The organism is Rhizobium sp. AN73, assembly GCF_030757975.1.
In the GTDB taxonomy this organism is placed as follows: Bacteria; Pseudomonadota; Alphaproteobacteria; order Rhizobiales; family Rhizobiaceae; genus Agrobacterium; species Agrobacterium arsenijevicii.
Map to the genome: position 1 here is coordinate 1,446,740 of NZ_JARWME010000002.1, position 19,203 is coordinate 1,465,942.

The window sequence follows — 19,203 nt, forward strand, 5'->3', positions numbered from 1 at the left end:
CCGGGACGCCACTCAACTATTACCCGCCAAACTTCCCGCTACGCGGAAAGCCCTTCGGCACGGTGCGGCCAACGGTGGCGCGGTCGGCCAGCCATTCGCGCAATTCCTCACCGACCTTGGTGAAGAGACGCCCGGCCGTGTCGGACCAGCTCAAGCCCTCGGCGAGCGCGAAACATTTCACGTCGACGACGCCGCCGTCCTTGTAGCGTTGCAGGCGCACGCCCTTGCCGCGCGACATTTCCGGCACCTGCGACAGCGGGAAGGCCAAAAGCTTGCGGTTTTCGCCGACCACGGCGACATGGTCGCCGGTTACCGGCACGGCGAGCTTGGCTTCGTCAGGCATGGAGACATTCATGATCTGCTTGCCCTTGCGGGTATTGGCGATCATTTCGGTCTCCGGCACGATGAAACCGTTGCCGCCGGTGGAGACGAGCAAAAGCTTGCGCGACGGATCGTGGACGAAGGCGGTCAGGATGTCCTGATCGTTCTCCATATCGACCATGATGCGGATCGGCTCGCCATGGCCGCGCCCGCCGGGCAGCTTGTCGGCGCCGAGCGTATAGGCCTTGCCGCCGGTCGTCAGCAAAAGCAGCTTGTCGGTCGTCTGCGCCGGGAAGGCGAGCTTCGGGCCGTCGCCCTCCTTGAAGGTCAGGGCCGACGTATCGGACATGTGCCCCTTCAGGGCCCGGATCCAGCCCTTCTGCGAGATGACGATGGTGACCGGTTCCTTCTCGATCATCGCCTGCTGGATGGCCTCGATATCGGCATCCGGTGCGTCCGCGAACTGCGTGCGGCGACGGCCGATCTCGGTTGCCTTGGCATATTTCTTTTTGACCTCGCCGATTTCCCAGGCGACGGTCTGCCACTGCTTTTCATCGGAGGCGAGCAGCGACTCGATCTCGGCCTTCTCGCTGCTGAGTTCGTCAAACTCCTTGCGGATTTCGAATTCCTCAAGCTTGCGCAGATTGCGCAGCCGCATGTTGAGGATGGCTTCGGCCTGATTGTCGGTGAGCGACCATTTCGCCATCATCACCTGTTTCGGCTCATCCTCCTCACGGATGATGCGGATCACCTCGTCGAGATTGAGATAGGCGACCAGCAGGCCGCCGAGAATCTCAAGCCTGCGGTCGATGGCCGCGAGACGGTGGCGGGAACGGCGGACCAGCACGTCCTTGCGGTGCGCCAGCCATTCACTCAGCACCTCGTTCAGCGCCATGACCTTCGGCACCTTGCCAAGCGACAGCACGTTCATGTTGAGCGGCAGACGGCTTTCGAGGTCGGACAGGCGGAACAATGATTCCATCAACAGTGTCGCATCGACGGTGCGGTTTTTCGGCACCAGCACGATGCGTACGTCTTCGGCGGATCTGTCTCTGACATCTTCGAGCAGCGGCAGTTTGCGGGCGAGCAGCAGCTCGGCGATCTTTTCGATCAACCGCGATTTCTGCACCTGGAACGGGATTTCGGTGATGACGATCTGATAACCGCCGCGTCCGAGATCTTCCGTTTCCCATTTGGCGCGCACACGGAAACCGCCGCGCCCGGTCTTATAAGCATCGAGAATATTCTCGCGGCTTTCGATGATCACGCCACCGGTCGGCAGGTCGGGGCCGGGAATGAATTCCACCAGCTTTTCAACCGTCGCATCGGGATGTTTGATGAGATGGAGCGCCGCGTCGCAAAGTTCGTGGGCGTTGTGCGGCGGGATCGATGTCGCCATGCCGACGGCGATGCCGGAGGCACCGTTTGCAAGCAGATTGGGGAAGGCACCCGGCAGGACAACCGGTTCCTCGTCTTCTTCATTATAGGTGGCGCGGAAATCCACCGCATCTTCACCGATGCCCTCAAGCAGCAGCGCCGCCACATCGGTCATGCGCGCTTCGGTGTAACGATAGGCGGCGGCACCGTCGCCATCGATATTGCCGAAATTGCCCTGCCCGTCGACAATCGGATAACGCTGCGAGAAATCCTGCGCGAGACGCACCAGTGCATCGTAAACCGACTGGTCGCCATGCGGGTGGAACTTACCGATCACGTCACCGACGATACGGGCGCATTTCTTGAAGGCCGAGTTGGGGCGAATGCCCATTTCGCTCATGGCGTGGATGATGCGGCGGTGAACCGGCTTCAGGCCGTCGCGCACATCCGGCAGCGCACGATGCATGATCGTGGACAAAGCGTAAGCAAGGTAGCGCTCTTCAAGCGCCGCCTTCAAATCGACCGGATGAATGTTATCGTCTCCGCCTGACGGAGGTACAAGATTTTTTCCCATGGTGCTTGACTAGCGGAAATGCCGATTCCCGGCAAGGAATTCAGGGGTCTCGGCTGTGGACGAAAGCACCCCTTTTATAACGATTTTTGTTAACTGCGTTGGGAATGCCGCAATGCCGCCGTCATACGAATCGATCTAAATCCTGTAGACCTTTGAATAATCGCGAATATAACTGTCACCATTCGCATTTAGAACACGGTGCGCATCCGCACATTGAGGGACGAAACATCATGAGACTGAAATCCACCCGGCAGATTCTTTTCGCAAGTGCCGCGCTTCTCGCGCTTTCCGCACCGGCTTTCGCACTTGACGGCGGCGACGTGCTGAAAAAGATCAATGCAGCCTACGGCGCGCAGGGCGGGGAACTCGCTGTCGGCTCCGTTGCCGTCAACGGCAACACGGTGACGCTGAACGGCGTGACCTTCAGCGCGGCTGCCGATCCGGCCAAGAAAATTCCCGTCGGCAACGTTACGCTCGAAGGCGTTGAAGAAAATAACGGCGGCTACAAGATCAAGAACGCGCGTTTCGACAATGTCGACTACAAGCAGGAAAATGTGGAGATCAAGGCCAACGACATCTACATGTCGGGTCTCACCATCCCTGCCGATGCGACGACGGGCACAATTGACGCGCTGATGTTCTATGACGAGGCGCATAGCGGCCCGATTTCCGTTTCTGTCGACGGCAAGCAGGCTTTCTCGCTTGCGGAAAGCAGCGCGACGATGTCCGTCAGCGACGACAAGGCCTCGATCGGCTTCGATCTCGACGCCTCCGGTTTCAAGGCCGATCCTCAGCGAAGTCACCGATCCGGCCACGAAGGACGCCATTGAGAAGCTCAATCTGAAGGCCCTTTCCGGCAACATGACCATGAGCGGAAGCTGGGAAGTTGCCTCCGGCACCGTCGACGTCGAGGAATACGCCATCGACCTCGACAATGTCGGTCGTCTCAACATGTCGTTCGGTTTCTCCGGTTACACGCTCGCCTTCATCAAGTCGATGCAGGAGACGGTAAAGGCGCAGGCCGCAAATCCGAACAAGGAACAGGCGGACCAGGCAGCGGGCCTCGCAATGCTCGGCCTGATGCAGCAGCTTTCCTTCGTTAATGCTGAAATCAGCTTCGAGGACGCCAGCATCACCAAGCGCGCCATCGATTACGCCGCCAGCCAGCAGGGCATGACCGGCGAGCAGCTCGCCCAGACCATCAAGGGCATGGCGCCAATGATGATGGCCTCGCTCAACGTTCCGGAATTGCAGAACATGGTGTCGGCAGCGATCAACGCCTATATCGACGATCCGAAGAGCTTCTCCATCTCGGCAGCACCGGAAAAGCCGGTCCCGTTCCCGATGATCATGGGCGCTGCCATGGGCGCGCCGAACACCCTGCCGACAATGCTCGGCGTCTCGGTGACGGCAAACGAATAGCACGACAAAAAGCCCCGGTTACGCCGGGGCTTTTCACTTCTGCTCAATGCAGCGGCGTCGCTGCGCTATCCCGCTTGTCGTGCAGGGCGAAACGGTCGATCATATGGGCGCTCGCCGCGTTGACGCCGATCACCTCGACCCTCTTGCCGGTCTTGCGGAATTTCAGCACCACCTTGTCCAGCGCGCCGACAGCCGAAATATCCCACAGATGCGCCTGTGTGACGTCGATCGTCACCGCCTCCACTTCTTCGGCAAAATCGAAAGCGGCGATGAAGCTTTCGGTCGAGGCGAAGAATATCTGGCCATCGACGCGGTAGATGCGGTGCCGACCACCCTCCGCAAGTTCCGGGCGGACGTGGAAGAGTTTTGAAACCTTGCCCGCGAAAAACACGCCGGACAGAAGCACGCCCGCCAGCACACCCTTTGCAAGATCATGGGTCGCCAGCACCGTGCCGACCGTCACCAGCATGACGATGCTGGAAGATGGCGGATTGCGGCGAAGATCGAGGATCGAGCGCCACGAGAAGGTGCCAATCGAAACCATGATCATGACAGCCACCAGAGCGGCCATCGGGATGATGCGGACAAGATCGTCCAGCACCAGAATGAGGAACAGCAGGAAGGCGCCCGCCACGAAGGTGGAGAGCCGGCCCCTGCCGCCGGATCTGACATTGATGACGGACTGGCCGATCATGGCGCAACCGCCCATACCACCGATGAGCGCAGAGGCGATGTTGCCTGTCCCCTGCCCGATGCATTCCCGGCTCTTGTTGCTACCGGTATCCGTCATGTCATCGACAATCTGTGCCGTCAGCAGCGATTCCAGTAGACCGACGGCGGCAAGCGCTGCGGAATAGGGAAAGATGATCTGAAGCGTTTCGAAGGTTAGCGGCACCTGCGGCAGGGCAAAGACCGGCAGCGTCGAGGGCAGCTCGCCGAGATTGCCGACCGTGCGGATATCCATGCCGGAAAAAACCGCCACGCAGGTCAAAACGACGATGGCGACCAGCGGCGACGGGATGATTTTCGTGACCAGCGGAAAGAGATAGATGATCGCAAGGCCAGCCGCGATCATGACATAGGTTGCGACCGGTACGCCGATCAGTTCGGGCAATTGCGCCATGAAGATCAGGATCGCCAGCGCGTTGACGAAACCGGTCATGACCGAGCGCGAGACGAAGCGCATCACCCGGCCGAGCCTGGCAAAGCCCGCCGCTATTTGCAGCACGCCCATGAGGATGGTGGCTGCAAAGAGATATTGCAGGCCGTGTTCCTTGACGAGCGTGACCATCAGGACGGCGGTGGCGGCTGTTGCTGCGGAAATCATGCTCGGACGGCCGCCGGTGAAGGCGCAGACGCAGGCGATGGCGAAGGATGCAAACAGCCCCACCTTCGGATCGACGCCGGCGATGACGGAAAAGCCGATTGCTTCGGGAATGAGGGCAAGTGCGACGACGATGCCGGAAAGCACATCGCCGCGAATATTGGAGAACCACTCACGTTTGTAAGTCTGAAATCTGTTCATTTGATTTTTTCGCAAAGTATGACGCACCGGCCGGAAACAAGTCCGGTAGATTGAAAAAGAATGTCGGTGCTTTGCGTTGTCTGGCGGATCGGCGGCCAGAAGAGCCACCCGGAATTTCACCGGGTCCGTGGTGAGTGACCCACCTATAAACGGCAAAAAAGCGGGCAGCAAGTTGCGCGCCCGCTTTTCGATTCACGCAATACAGTGTCAGGCCGCTTCGCGCAGGCCGTACCGCTGCATGTCCGCGTCGCTCAACTGGAACTGACAGACCAGTTCCTTGAGACGCGCGGTCTCGCCGGCCAGCATGGCGCTGGCGGCATTATTCTCTTCGACCATGGCGGCGTTCTGCTGCGTGCCCTGATCCAGATGGTTGACGGCGGTGTTGATCTCGGAAAGCCCGAGCGACTGTTCCTTCGTGGCAGCGGCAATCGCTTCGATATGGTCGTTGATCACCTTGACCGAGCCGCCGATGCGCGACAGGGCAGCACCGGTTTCCCGGACGAAACGCGCACCTTCCGTCACCTCCGTGCCGGAGTTGCGGATAAGCACCTTGATCTCGGCGGCAGCTTTCGCGGAGCGCTGCGCCAGTTCGCGAACCTCCTGCGCAACGACGGCAAAGCCACGTCCCGCCTCGCCCGCACGCGCGGCCTCGACGCCGGCATTAAGCGCGAGAAGGTTGGTCTGGAAGGCAATCTCGTCGATGACGCTGATGATGCTGCCGATCTTGCCGGAGGATTGCTCGATCTTTTCCATGGCCGTGATCGTATCGACGACCAGATTGGCCGTGCGATTGGCATCCTCATCAGCCGAGTGCGCAACCGCGCGGGCCTCCACCGCACGGTCCGCCGAAATACGGATATTCGCCGTCAACTCATCAAGCGCGGCGGCGGTCTCTTCGAGTGAGGCGGCCTGCTGCTCGGTGCGGCGGGCGAGATCGGCAGCGCCCTGGCTTATTTCCTGGCTGCCGCCGTCGATCGCCACGCTGGACTGCACAACGCCGGACATCACGGCATCGAGTTGACGGATCGTTTGGTTGAGATCGTGGCGCAGCGCTTCGAAATCCGCTGCAAAAGGTTCGTTCAGCTCGAAAGACAGATCGCCGGCGGCAAGGCGGCGCAGCGCCGCCGCAAATCCTGTTGTCGCCTGCATCAACCGCGCCTGCGCTTGGGCTTCTGCCTCGCGCTGGAACCGTGCTTTTTCATCCTCGGTGCGCTGCCGGGCCGCGAGCGCCTGTGTCTCCAGCTCGACCTTGGCGATGGCCGCCTGCCGGAAAATCTCCAGCGCCTGCGCCATGGCGCCAAATTCATCCCCGCGGCGAAGACCGGGAACGGTAAACTCGGTTTCCCCTTCAGCCAGACGACGCATCGCGCCGGTGATAGCGGTCGCCGGGCGGGTTATCGACCGGCCGATGAAATAGACCCCGGCAAAAAGGCTGACGACGGCAAGCGCGATAAGGGCGACGACAATCGAAACCGTCGTTTCCGCAGCGGTCCTGTTTTCTAGCGCGCTGGCTTCCCGTTCCTGCCGATAGGCCGCGGAAATGTCCGCGACGACGGGCAGCAGCGCATTATAGGCGGAGGCAACCGTTTCGCGCGCCTTCTGCTCCTCCAGCACGGCCTGCGCGTAAAAGCGGAAGGAGGCGGTGTAAATCTCCAGCGCGTCCATGATGCGCTGGCGCTCGGCGCCCGGCCGGTACTCCAGTTTCACCAGCGCCTTGAAGGTCTCCACCTCGGCGGCATGTTTTGCCGTATAGGCCTCATCGCGTCGCAGGATGAAATCCTTTTCGTGCCGGCGCATCATCAGCATGCTGGCGCGGATCTCGGCATTGGCGACGACATCGACGAGTTTTTCGATGGAATGCACGCCGTTTCGCATTGCCCCTTCAAGGCCGTCGGTGGGCGTGAGGCCCAATTCCCTGTTTTTGGCAACAAGCGCCTTCATGCGTTCGGTATAGGCAGCAGCGCCCTGCGCCAGCGTATCGAGCCTTGCGCGGGTCTGCGGCGTCGCGCTGCCTTCGAGCGTGCTCAGGGACTGGCGGACCCTGCCCATCGTCTCATCGAACTCAGCCACGGATTTCATGTCCCTGGAAAGCAGAAAATCCCGCTGGTGCAGGCGGCTTTCATCCAGATCACCCACCAGTCCCGTCAGCACCCCGTCCCTCTGGATCAAAGTCTCTTCAGCGACGCGATAACGCGCCTCCATTTCCCTCTGCCACAGCAGCATGCCCGCGATGACGGCGATGCCGCATAGTGCAGCCAGCGCCAGCATCGACACGCGATGCGCAATTTTGAACGTCGAAACCAGCGAAAACATGCAACCCTCGTTTGCGAAACTTTACGTGGATGAATGATCGACAAGACTTAAAAAGTCCTCTACCGGATTTGTCAGTTCGATTAAGTTTTTATGACAATCCACAAGCTTTGCGGGAGCGCATCCCGCGAAGCCTGAAAGCAGACCGGCAACCGCGACGCCCTCTTTATCGCAAATACGGTGAACAACGGATGGGGCCGGGCACCGCCCCGCCCGCCTCGCCGCCGATCCCCCGCTTTTCATGCCAGGTACCAAGCCGGGCAACGAAAAGCGGGAGTTTTCGGCGATTTTTACCGGCTCACACGAACGAGCCGGGGCGGAATTTATGCCGCATCGCTTGCGGCCCGCGGCGTTCCGGAGGCCCCGGCACCGGACCAGTCGACCCGCCGGGTGGCAAACATGGTTGCGGCAATGGTGATGAAGGAAATCACCGCGCCGGCCAGCAGCGCATATTCATCTTCATTAAGAACCAGATACATAACGCCATAGGCGACCGCCAAAACCGTAAACAGTGCTACACCGTTTCTACGACTATTGGTTGCGCTTCCGAGATAAAAAGCGATCAGCGACGCCGTCGACACCGAAGCCGTGGTATAGGCGATGGTGAACCCCGTGTGCTCCGAAAGCGCCAGCAGCAATACGTAGAAAACAATCAAGGCCAACCCCGTCAGCACGTACTGTATCCAATGCACGATACTGCCGCCCTTGATTTCAACGATGAAGACGGCAAGAAAAACTAGCGAGATGAACCCTATCGAATATTTCAGCGTTCGGGAGATGACCTGGTAGAACTTCACGGGTTCGACGAGGTTGATCGTCATCAGACTATTGGACAGCGGCAGGCGCGCGCCCTCCACTACCCGGTCTATTCCCCTCGCAAGATAGGGGATCGTCCAGTTGGCCTTGAAATCCGTGGCGGTGACGGTCTTTTCCTCCGGCAGGAACAAACCTTCGAAGCCGGGATGCGGCCAATCGGCTTTTGCCGCGAAACTCGTCGTCTGGCCGGCGGGTGCCACGGCGAAACTGCTGGAACCGTTCAGGGAAAATGCAATATCGAAGGCGAAACCGGTTTCGACAAGGTTTCTATCAATCGACCTGTGCACCCCGGCATCGGATCTGATCGCAGTCTCCTGGCCGGCACGCGTGGCGATCACCGAAATATCGCGCATACCGGGATCGAACGGCAAAACGGCACCGCCGTCGATCCTCACACCGGCGCTCGATCTTATGCCGGTCATATCCTGAATGCTGAGAACGAGAATGGCGTTGTCCAGCCGCGGCGTACCGGAGAAACGGGCGAGATCCCGAAGGATTTCGGGGCCGAAACGGCCGTTCAGGACAAGGTTACCGCTATAGACCGGCAGGCTGTAGATCGACAGCTGCTTCTCCTCGGTCTTGAGATCGGCGCTCACCTGTAATGTTTCCGGCATGACCAGCGCCCATTCGGTGGTGCGGTCGACCAGGCTCTGGCCATTCACCTCGCGGCGGCGGTCCACGTCGAAGGGCACGGCAAGATAAGGTCCGTTGACCACCTGATCGCCGCCCCAGCCAGTTGCAATGCGCGCCGACACGCTTTCCGCCCGCGTGGCACGCTCCTCCGTCAGTCCCCAGACAAGCAGGAGCGGCACCAGCAGAACCATCGATATGAAACCGATCATCAGGAACTTCGCGCCCGGCGAACGCAGGCTGACGGCGAAATTGCCGCGCGGCTGGGTTGGAGGAACCTGCCCGCCCCACTGGGCAAGGTCTTTTTCCGCTTCATTTTCCATTCTGAAATCCCTCTAAATATGATAGCGCCAAAACCGGAAGCAATGTTCGGCCAAGCGCTGTTTCAAGTTTAAAACCCCGAAATGATCTTGCGCGCCGAAGTGGACGCGAGAACTATACTGGGATCGGATTTCGGCTGATTGTGTGCGGAATTCAGTTTAACTCGCGGTAAAATTGTGACTTTGCCGCGGTCGTTGCAAAAACAAAAAAGGGCCGGCGTTGCCGCCAGCCCTTTGTTTAAAACCCGTATGGGTCGAGATCAGTCCTTCTTGGACGGCACAACGCGGAGCGCAAGTTCGCGAAGCTGGGTCGGCGTTGCCGGCGACGGTGCGTTCATCAAAAGATCCTGCGCCTGCTGGTTCATCGGGAACAGCGTGATTTCGCGCAGGTTCTTGGCGCCGACCAGCAGCATGACCACACGGTCGATGCCGAAAGCGCAACCGCCATGCGGAGGCGCGCCGTACTGGAAGGCACGGTAGAGACCGCCGAAGCGTTCTTCCACGTCGCTCTGCGACAGACCGACCTTTTCGAAGGCCTTGACCATCAGCTCGGGCGACTGGTTACGGATCGAGCCGGAGGCGATTTCGAAGCCGTTGCAGACCGCGTCATACTGGAATGCCTTGATGGAGAGCGGATCCTGGCCCTCCAGCGCTTTCATGCCACCCTGCGGCATGGAGAAGGGGTTGTGGGCGAAGTCGATCTTCTTTTCTTCTTCGTTGTATTCGAAGAAGGGGAAATCGACGATCCAGCACATTTCGAAACGGTCGCGATCGATCAGGTTCAATTCGTCGGCGGCGCGGGTGCGCGCCTCGCCGGCGAACTTGTAGAACTTGGCGGGATCACCGGCAACGAAGAAGCAAGCATCGCCCACTTCCAGGCCAAGCTGCGTGCGCAGCGCTTCGGTGCGCTCCTCGCCGATGTTCTTGGCAAGCGGACCGGAGCCGCCGACCTTGCCGTCTTCTTCCTTCCAGAAGATGTAGCCGAGCCCCGGCTGGCCCTGGCTCTGCGCCCAGACGTTCATGCGGTCGCAGAAAGCGCGCGAGCCACCGGTTTTCGCCGGGATCGCCCAGACCTGAACCTTGGGGTTGGAGGCGATCATGTTGGCGAAGACCTTGAAGCCCGAACCGTCAAAATGCTCGGTCACGGCCTCCATGACAATCGGGTTGCGCAGGTCCGGCTTGTCGGAGCCGTATTTGCGGATCGATTCGTCATAGGGAATGCGCGGCCACTGTTTCGTCACCGGCTTGCCTTCGGCAAACTGTTCGAACACGGACGTCATCATCGGCTCCATCGTGGTCCAGACATCTTCCTGGGTCACGAAGCTCATTTCGACGTCGAGCTGGTAGAACTCACCCGGCAGACGGTCGGCACGCGGGTCTTCATCGCGGAAGCACGGCGCGATCTGGAAGTAGCGGTCGAAACCGGCCACCATCAGAAGCTGCTTGTACTGCTGCGGCGCCTGCGGCAACGCGAAGAACTGGCCTTCATGGATGCGCGAGGGAACGAGGAAGTCGCGTGCGCCTTCCGGCGAGGATGCGGTGAGGATCGGCGTCGTATATTCGCCAAAGCCCAGATCACCCATGCCCTTGCGCATGGCGGAGATGATCTGCGTGCGCCTGACGATGTTCTTGTGCAGGGTTTCGCGGCGCAGGTCGAGGAAGCGATACTTCAGGCGAACGTCTTCCGGATATTCAGGCTCGCCGAAGATTGGCAGCGGCAGCTCCTTGGCAACGCCCAGAACCTCGATCTCCTGAGCGTAAAGCTCGATCTCGCCGGTTGCCATGCCCTTGTTGATGGTGTCTTCCGAGCGCGCCTTGACGAGACCGTCGATGCGGATGACCCACTCGCCGCGCACCGTCTCGGCAATCTTGAATGCCGGGCTGTCCGGATCGGCCACAACCTGCGTGATGCCGTAATGGTCGCGGAGGTCGATGAAGAGAACGCCGCCATGATCTCGCACGCGGTGAACCCAACCGGAAAGGCGAACGGTTTCGCCGACGTCGGACTTGCGGAGAGCGGCACAGGTGTGGCTGCGGTAACGATGCATTTTTATATCCTGGAGCGTATCGTGGGCCAGATGGGCCGCACTGTCGAATTTGGCCGGAAAAACGCATGACCAGCCTGATTTGTCAAGGCAAAGCACAACAATGTCGCCTTCCGCCTGTCCTTTCCCCCGGCTTCGCTTTAGATAGTGCTTATCCAGCCCGCCAAACCGAGTCGGCCCGCAATGAGCCAGATCAGACCTCTTATCCCGCTTCTCGTCACCGCCGGCATTCTGATCGGCGGCAATGGCCTGCAGGGAACCTATATTGCGCTACGTGGCCTGTCCGAAGGGTTTTCGGCCAGCACCATCGGCCTCATCAGTGCCGCCTACAGCATCGGCTTTGCGCTCGGCTGCATTTTTGTAACGCGGCTTCTGCGCAAGATCGGCCATATCCGCACCTTCGCGACCATGGCGGCGGTCGCGTCCGCCGCATCGATCGCCATGCCGCTTGTCATCCATCCGCTGTTCTGGATGCTGATGCGTTTCGTCATCGGCATCGCGGTTGCCTGTCTTTTCGCTGCGATCGAAAGCTGGATCAACGCGCAGGTGACGAATTCCAACCGGGCGCGCACGCTGTCCATCTATCGTTTTGTCGACCTCGGCTCCGTGACGCTTGCCCAATATATGATACCCATCGCAGGCATCGACGGGCCGGTGGTGTTTTCGCTGATCGCGATGGCGCTCACGCTGTCGCTGGTGCCGATCTCGCTTGCCGACAAATCCAACCCCGCGCCACCGAAACAGATCCCATTCAATCTTTTCGCGGTCTGGCGCATCTCGCCACTTGCGGTCGTCGGCTGCGTCGCCGTCGGCCTCAGCATGGCGGCGTTCCGCAATATCGGCCCGATCTATGCCGAACAGATCGGCCTTTCGGTTACCGCCATCGCCACCTTCATGAGTGCCGGCATCATCGGCGGCGTGGTGCTGCAATATCCGCTCGGCGTCTATTCCGACCGCTACGACCGGCGCATCATCATTCTCGCCACCACCGCCGGCTCCGTCATCGTCGGCCTGTTCCTTGCCTTCTTCGCCGGCACGGACGAATGGAGCAACATCATCGGCGTCTTCATCTTCGGCGCCTTTGCCCTGCCACTTTATTCGTTGAGTTCCGCCCATGGCAACGACCATGCCAAGGAGGGCGAACATGCGATGGTGTCTGCCGGGCTGCTGTTCTTCTGGTCGGTGGGTGCAACCGTTGGGCCGCTGCTCGCCTCGGTCCTGATCGACCAGTTCGGCCCGAAAGCGCTGTTCAGCTATACCGCCGCGATCCAGATCGTTTTCATCGCCTACACCATCTACCGGCTGCGGGTGCGCGAGGGCGTGCCTGTCGAGGAGAGGAACTGGCGGTTCAGCTCGCTTTTGCGCACCTCCGCCTATTTTCAGAAGCTGGCCGCCCCCTCACCGCCCAAAAAGGACGGACCGACACCAAAACCGCCTGAGAAAAACGATCCTTGAGCCTTCAAAAGCGGGCTTTGTATTGACATGAGGGCGGCAAAGGGAAAGTAAGACGGATAATTTTCACGAGTGGCCATTTGCAATGATTGAAACGACTGCCGCCCTCGCCGAAGCCTGCACGGAACTGGCGAAATCGGAATTCATTACCATCGACACCGAGTTTCTGCGCGAAACGACCTTCTGGCCGGAACTCTGCCTCGTGCAGATGGCAAGCCCGACGCTTGAAGTGCTGGTCGATCCGCTCGCCAAGGGCCTCGACCTTGCGCCGCTGTTCGAACTGATGGCCAATCCCAATGTCGTGAAGGTTTTCCACGCCGCACGGCAGGACATCGAAATCATCTACCATCTCGGCGGGCTTATCCCCCATCCGATCTTCGATACGCAGGTCGCCGCCATGGTGTGCGGTTTCGGCGATTCGATCTCCTACGACCAGCTGGTTCAGAAGATCAAGAATGTGCAGATCGACAAATCCTCGCGTTTCACCGACTGGAGCCGCCGTCCGCTCACCGAAAAGCAGCTGGATTACGCGCTGGCGGACGTAACCCATCTGCGTGATGTCTATCTGGCGCTGAAGGCGCAGCTGGAGCGCGAAGGCCGCTCGCTGTGGCTGACCGAAGAGATGGACATTCTGGAATCGCGCGACACCTATGACATGCATCCCGACGATGCGTGGCTGCGGTTGAAATCGCGCTTGCGCAAGCCGACGGAACTTGCCATCCTGAAATTCGTGGCCGCCTGGCGCGAGCGTGAGGCACGTTCGCGCAACGTGCCGCGTTCACGCGTCCTGAAGGACGACGCGATCTTCGAGATCGCCCAGCAGCAACCGAAGGATACCGAGGCACTGTCGCGGCTTCGCACCATCCCCAAGGGCTGGGAACGCTCATCCTCCGGCACCGCCATCATCGAGACCGTGAATGCGGCGCTGGCGCTTCCGAAAGAGGAAATGCCGAAGGCGCCACGTCACAGCCATGCGCCGGAAGGCTCGGGCGCTGCCGTGGAGCTGTTGAAAGTTCTCCTCAAGCTGACGGCGGACAAGCATGGCGTCGCCGCCAAGGTCATCGCCAACAGCGAAGATCTGGACAAGATCGCGGCCGAAGGCGAGGAAGCCACCGTGGCAGCCCTGACCGGCTGGCGGCGTGAACTGTTCGGCGATGTGGCGCTGAAACTCATCAATGGCGAAGTGGCATTGCGTTTCGCCGGCAAGAAGGTCGAGGCAGTGGAGCTGGCGGCGAGCGAAGCGTAACCGCTCGTCCCGTCCCCAGCGCATTATTTTCAAGCATTGTCCTGATGTAACAGCGATTCCGCTTTTACTGGAAATGCTTAACCCCAATTTTGCCCGCATCGCGTTCCATCTCTTTGTTGATGGTCTCGCTTTGAGGGTCTTTCCATGAAACCTGCCCGCACCCTGCTGCTGGTCGCCCTTGTGGCGGCCGCAGGCATTCTCCCCACCTTTTCCCTCGCTCCCGCCCACGCCGATGACGGCGGGGTCGACCTTCAGGGCGAATGGACGACCGACTGCCTGAAGATCGGCAAGAATGACCGCCACGGCATCGTTACGCGCATCACCATACGCGGTGGTCGCATGCACGCCGTCTCGCAGGTCTACGCCCGCAGCAGCTGCCAGCAGCCGACGGTACAGGTGCGTTACGAAGGCGCACTGGATGGTGGCCTGAAAGACCACGACAGCCTGCTCTTTGCCCACACCGTCACCTCGATCACCATGACACCGAATAATGGCGAGGTCGTCGACCACTATAATCGCGACCCGAAAGGCAGCGGCTGCGGGTTGAGCGGCTGGAAGGAGAATATTCCCTTCGATGTCGATGGCAAAACCTGCGCGGCCATTACCTTCGCTGGCAAGGGAGACACCCTGTTCGACCGGGCATGGATCGACGGCAACCGGCTGCGTTTTGCCGCCTTCCCCGTCACATGGTCAAACCGCTCGCCGGACGACCGACCGCAATCCCCGCTTGAAACGGTCTATTACAGAACATCCTATTAGGCGTAGCGCAGGATCCCCGCCCGTTCTGCGGCAACGGGGCAACAGCCTTTCCAATCCTTCATGTGACCTTACCGAATGGTCACTTTTTGCAGCGCATTTTCCACACTAATGTCGCATATGACAACGACAGAAGCTTCGCCCGATGGGAGGACCTTCCTTTCCCGAGATCAAGAACCGATATGAGAAAATTGCTGCCCATTCTGGATTACGTGGTGCTCTTCGTTGCCGTGGCCGGCAGCGGCGTGGCCTACGCATTTCTGGAATATGGCGGCGGCGCATTCATCGGCGCCACCTATGCGCTGTTCGCCTGCGCGCCGATCCTCGCCTTTGAGCGCGGTTACGTGCTGCCCGGCCTGTCGCGGCAGGTCAGCGCACTACCGACACCGGCCTATATTGCCGTCGGCCTCATCATCTACGCCATCCTCGTTTTCTGCGGCTTCGGGCTTGGCGGCACCATTCTCTGGGTGAGCGGCATATTCCCCGGCACATGGAAGAAGGCCGTGCACGCCGAGGTGCAGACGCTGATCTTTACCCTCATCGTCTGCGGCATCATCGTTTTCATCATGCGCGTGCGTGAGCTGCTTGGCCGGGACATCTTCATCGATCTCATACTTGGACGCTATCGCCGTCCGGTCAGCGAAGACCGCGTCTTCATCTTCATCGACCTCGTCGGCTCCACTTCCTTTGCCGAAACCCACGGCGACCTGAAAGCCCAGGAGTTTCTGGGCGAAATCTTCGCAAGCTACGCAGCCCCGGTCAGAAGACATGGCGGCGTCATCGACGACTATATCGGCGATGCCGCCATCATCACCTGGCCCTATCACATGGCGATAAGGCGGGCGGCCTGCGTGCGCTGTGTATTCGATATTCAGGCGACCATCGAGGACAAGCGCGACATGTGGCTTGCCCGCTTTGGCGAAGTGCCGCGCCTGCGCTTTGCCATTCATGGCGGGCCGGTCATAACAGCCGAAATCGGCGTCGATCACCACAAGATCACCTATTTCGGCGATACGGTGAACACGACCTCGCGGCTCGAATCACTCAGCAAGATGCTCGGCCATCCGGTACTGATTTCCGCCGATCTCGCCCATCAGCTGGTGCTTCCCAAGGGTGTGCGCAGCGAATATCTCGGCGAACATGCGGTCAAGGGACGCGGCCAGACGCTGGGCGTGTGTACGCTCAGCCAATATCAGGCTCCCGCCGCCTGAAAAAACCCCTGAAAACAAACGGGTAGCTTCGTTTTCCGAGGCCGCCGTCATCAAAATTCATCAAAGCTTCAAACTGCAATCACCTGCCTGTCATGTGGCACCCCTATCGCCTCAGTCCTGTCTTCAACAGGTATTGAGGGGTCTCCACCATGAAGCATATTCTTTTCGCCTCCTGCGCCGTTCTAGCGCTGGCCACCGCATCCCATGCAGAGCAGGAGTTTCCGGCAAAGCTGGTTTCCCACGCCATTCTGCCCGCAAACACCATCATCGCAGCACCTGCGGACGCACCGGAGTACCTCAAGACATCCGCCAAGTTCACGACGCCGGACCGCAAGCGCGCCGAAGGTCTCGGCACCGTTCCCGGCAAGGACGGCGTTCGCCCGACCGGCCTTTCCATGCCGTTCAACGGCCAGCCGATGCAGGGCTTTTCCGGCATCAAGGCAATGGCGGACGGCAGCTTCTGGAGCCTTTCCGACAATGGTTTCGGTTCCAAGGCCAACTCCAGCGACGCCATGCTGATGCTTCATCATCTGAAATTCGACTGGGACGCAGGCAAGGTAAACGCGCTTGAAACCTTGTTCCTTTCCGATCCTGACAAAAAGGCACCCTTCCCCATCGTCATGGAAGGCAATGACAAGCGTTACCTGACGGGCGCCGATTTCGACGTAGAATCCATTCAGCCCGTTGCCGACGGCTTCTGGGTGGGCGAAGAATTCGGGCCTTACATCCTGAAATTCACCCGCGACGGTAAACTGACCGACGTCATCGCCACCAAGGCCGGCGATATCGAGGTGAAGTCGCCGGATCATCCGACCCTGACGCTGCCCGGCAACCCGACGCAGAAGCTGCCCGCTTTCAACCTGAAGCGTTCCGGCGGTTATGAGGGCATGGCGCTCTCCAAGGACGGCTCGAAGCTCTACGGCCTTCTGGAAGGCCCGCTCTACACCGCCGAAGGTCAGGTCGAAAAGACTGAAGACGGCTCGACCGCACTTCGCATCATCGAACTCGATACCGCCAAGAAGGCATGGACCGGCCGCACCTGGCTCTACCCGCTGGCGCAGGGTGGCGAAGCCATCGGCGATTTCAACATGCTGGACGAGAGCACCGCGCTGGTCATCGAGCGTGACAATGGCGCCGGCACCGCCGACAAGGCCTGCGCCGACCCGAAGAAGCCGGAAGTGAATTGCTTTGCCGTGCCTTCCAAGGTCAAGCGCATCTACAAGATCGAATTCAACGACGCCAATGCCGGCAAGGCCGCGCGCAAGATCGGCTATATCGATCTGTTGAAAATCTCCGATCCTGATAACAAGAAGCGTCAGGGCGGCGGCAACGGTTTCTACGACATGCCCTTCGTGACCATCGAGAATGTCGATCGCGTCGACGCCACGCATATCATCGTCGGCAACGACAACAACCTGCCTTTCTCGGCCGGCCGCGCGCTGGACAAGGCTGATGACAACGAGTTCGTTCTGCTGGAAGTCAAGGAACTGCTCGACGCGAAGTAAGGAAAAAGGTGCCGGAATTCGTTCCGGCACCACCCGCGCACCGGCGCAAACTCAACACGGCGGAGCGTCCCTGCAGCCTCCCGAGGATGCATGACGCTCCGTTCCTCTACCGACCAAGCCTGACCCGGAACCCGGTTCCGAAACAGGGAAGCCCCTTCATGCAGGACAATGCCGAGCGACTGTATTACGCCCTGAGGAAAAGCTGGTCGCTCGAGACCAGCAGCCTGTGGTCGAGAGAAAACCCCGCCAAGGGGCAAGGCAGCGTCACTGCGCTTGTGGTGCAGGACATTTTCGGCGGCGACCTCGCCAAAACCGCCGTCAGCGGCGCGGACCATTTCTACAACATCGTCAACGGCACTCGCTGGGACTTCACCTTCGCCCAGTTTGATATTCCGGTCGGTTATCAGGACCAGCCCGCCACCCGCACGGAAGCAATGGCAAGAGCCACGCCCCTGCAATATGCCTATCTCAGTGCCTGTATCAGAAAGGCGCTGGGGCACTGCTGATCTTTCAGAACATGAAGGTTGGAGCATTTCCGGTAGAAGTGTGTGGCAATTTTACGCCCGGAAAATGCATAAAAACAAAGATATAGAACGCCTCCGGCGATTCCGTTTAACCGGACGCACTCTGGTTGAGTGTCGGCAGGCCCCGCCAATTTCTGCGGAGACCTGCCTCTCTTGGCAAATTCGCTGGAAGGGAATTCTACTTCAGGCAATCATCCAGACGCTGCTTGCCACCCCATGCAGCGAATGCCTTCTGAGAAGCACTAATCAATGCATTCTCGTTGTTTGCATCGTACTTGACCGCGGGTACTTTTTTCCCAAAAAACACCCATAAGACATCCGCTGTATCGACCTGCCCGGCAAACCTATTGTTGCGCGTCACATTATCGGTGATTGGCAAACCGGCAAGCGATCTCGCGAGGGCGGGCGTTCCCTCTCCAATTCTCGGACCGGCATCACCCACGACAAATGGCACCGCAATTTTTGTATCCTTGCGGATGGCAACGCCGAAGGAGCCCATGACAACGCCGTTAGAAGAAAGAATAGCGCTTTCAGGAATGACCGCAGCGGGAATTCTCAAAGGATTGACGTAACGACGCTGAACGGCCTCATCCTTGATGCTTTGATCGGCAAACTTTGTCGGCGAGACAAAAAAACCGCTTCCGTCCGCTTGCTCTACCGGAACAACCCCGCGAACGGTGCTACCATTCAAAGATACGGTGTCTTTACCGAGTATGCCGTACCAACGTACCACGCCGACGGATTTGTCTTTCCAGTGCGCTTTGCCAATCCGCGCGACATCGCTCATGAACTTGCCGGTACACGTCGCGTTGTTGACAGAGCCGTGGTATTTCGTGCCGTCCGGTAAATATACCTGTCCTGCATTGCAAAGGTGAATAAGCGCACCCGCAGCGGCATTTTTCGGGTGGTAAGCTTTACCATATCCGTCAATATTAATATTGATCTTCGAATAACCAAGGACAGTACCGTCGCTGGTTATTCTCCCCGAACTCAAACCCGATACTTCACGGGTCCTTTTACCTTCACATGTTGATTGAGCATCAGCGTGACCAGACGCTAAAATAGAGGCAGCAAACACCGCAACAGCACACAATATTTTCATGAGAAGCCTCCAAAAAAGAGATAATCAGTGAAGTATTGTGTTTAACCTTAAACTTTCTTCCATTGGT

12 protein-coding genes, 1 pseudogene and 1 other annotated feature are annotated in these 19,203 nt (G+C 59.3%); of the genes and pseudogenes, 7 read left to right on the plus strand and 6 right to left on the minus strand.

What is annotated here, in order from left to right:
• Nucleotides 1-19: 19 nt before the first annotated feature.
• On the minus strand, nt 20-2,272 hold the full coding sequence (gene parC, locus RBH10_RS17105; protein WP_306180717.1) for a DNA topoisomerase IV subunit A: 2,253 nt from the start codon (nt 2,270-2,272) through the stop codon (nt 20-22).
• Nucleotides 2,273-2,502: 230 nt separating this feature from the next.
• Here parC and RBH10_RS17110 point away from each other — a divergent pair.
• Nucleotides 2,503-3,694: pseudogene (locus RBH10_RS17110) on the plus strand (hypothetical protein).
• 43 nt (nt 3,695-3,737) lie between these two features.
• Here RBH10_RS17110 and RBH10_RS17115 read toward each other — a convergent pair.
• From RBH10_RS17115 to aspS, 4 genes are all read right to left on the minus strand, one after another.
• Nucleotides 3,738-5,219, minus strand: coding sequence for a SulP family inorganic anion transporter (locus tag RBH10_RS17115; RefSeq protein WP_281036400.1), 1,482 nt, complete (start codon nt 5,217-5,219; stop codon nt 3,738-3,740).
• Between the two features lie 74 nt (nt 5,220-5,293).
• Nucleotides 5,294-5,349: a sequence feature (sul1 is cis-regulatory element that is thought to sense ions involved in sulfur or methionine metabolism; They are found in Alphaproteobacteria), on the minus strand.
• A 77-nt stretch (nt 5,350-5,426) separates the two neighbouring features.
• Complete coding sequence (locus tag RBH10_RS17120; RefSeq protein ID WP_281036399.1) at nt 5,427-7,532, minus strand: methyl-accepting chemotaxis protein; 2,106 nt, start codon at nt 7,530-7,532, stop codon at nt 5,427-5,429.
• Nucleotides 7,533-7,852: 320 nt separating this feature from the next.
• Nucleotides 7,853-9,298 (minus strand): cell envelope integrity protein CreD, encoded by a 1,446-nt coding sequence (gene creD, locus RBH10_RS17125; RefSeq protein WP_281036398.1) that lies wholly within the window; start codon nt 9,296-9,298, stop codon nt 7,853-7,855.
• Nucleotides 9,299-9,555: 257 nt separating this feature from the next.
• On the minus strand, nt 9,556-11,343 hold the full coding sequence (aspS, locus tag RBH10_RS17130; protein WP_281036397.1) for an aspartate--tRNA ligase: 1,788 nt from the start codon (nt 11,341-11,343) through the stop codon (nt 9,556-9,558).
• 180 nt (nt 11,344-11,523) lie between these two features.
• Between aspS and RBH10_RS17135 the strand changes: the two genes are divergently transcribed.
• From RBH10_RS17135 to RBH10_RS17160, 6 genes are all read left to right on the plus strand, one after another.
• Entirely contained in the window at nt 11,524-12,795 is a 1,272-nt protein-coding gene (locus tag RBH10_RS17135; protein ID WP_281036396.1) for an MFS transporter, read from the plus strand.
• A gap of 82 nt (nt 12,796-12,877) precedes the next feature.
• A complete protein-coding gene (gene rnd / locus RBH10_RS17140; RefSeq protein WP_045015870.1) occupies nt 12,878-14,038 on the plus strand; it encodes a ribonuclease D in 1,161 nt (386 codons plus the stop codon).
• A gap of 144 nt (nt 14,039-14,182) precedes the next feature.
• Complete coding sequence (locus tag RBH10_RS17145; protein WP_281036395.1) at nt 14,183-14,797, plus strand: hypothetical protein; 615 nt, start codon at nt 14,183-14,185, stop codon at nt 14,795-14,797.
• A gap of 179 nt (nt 14,798-14,976) precedes the next feature.
• A complete protein-coding gene (locus RBH10_RS17150; RefSeq protein WP_281036394.1) occupies nt 14,977-16,005 on the plus strand; it encodes an adenylate/guanylate cyclase domain-containing protein in 1,029 nt (342 codons plus the stop codon).
• 149 nt (nt 16,006-16,154) lie between these two features.
• Nucleotides 16,155-17,510, plus strand: a complete 1,356-nt coding sequence (locus tag RBH10_RS17155) for an esterase-like activity of phytase family protein (RefSeq protein WP_281036393.1) — start codon at nt 16,155-16,157, stop codon at nt 17,508-17,510.
• A 158-nt stretch (nt 17,511-17,668) separates the two neighbouring features.
• Nucleotides 17,669-18,016, plus strand: a complete 348-nt coding sequence (locus tag RBH10_RS17160; protein WP_281036392.1) for a hypothetical protein — start codon at nt 17,669-17,671, stop codon at nt 18,014-18,016.
• A 196-nt stretch (nt 18,017-18,212) separates the two neighbouring features.
• On the opposite strand, the gene RBH10_RS17165 is transcribed toward RBH10_RS17160, so the two are convergent.
• Nucleotides 18,213-19,136, minus strand: a complete 924-nt coding sequence (locus RBH10_RS17165; protein ID WP_281036391.1) for a hypothetical protein — start codon at nt 19,134-19,136, stop codon at nt 18,213-18,215.
• Nucleotides 19,137-19,203 lie beyond the last annotated feature (67 nt).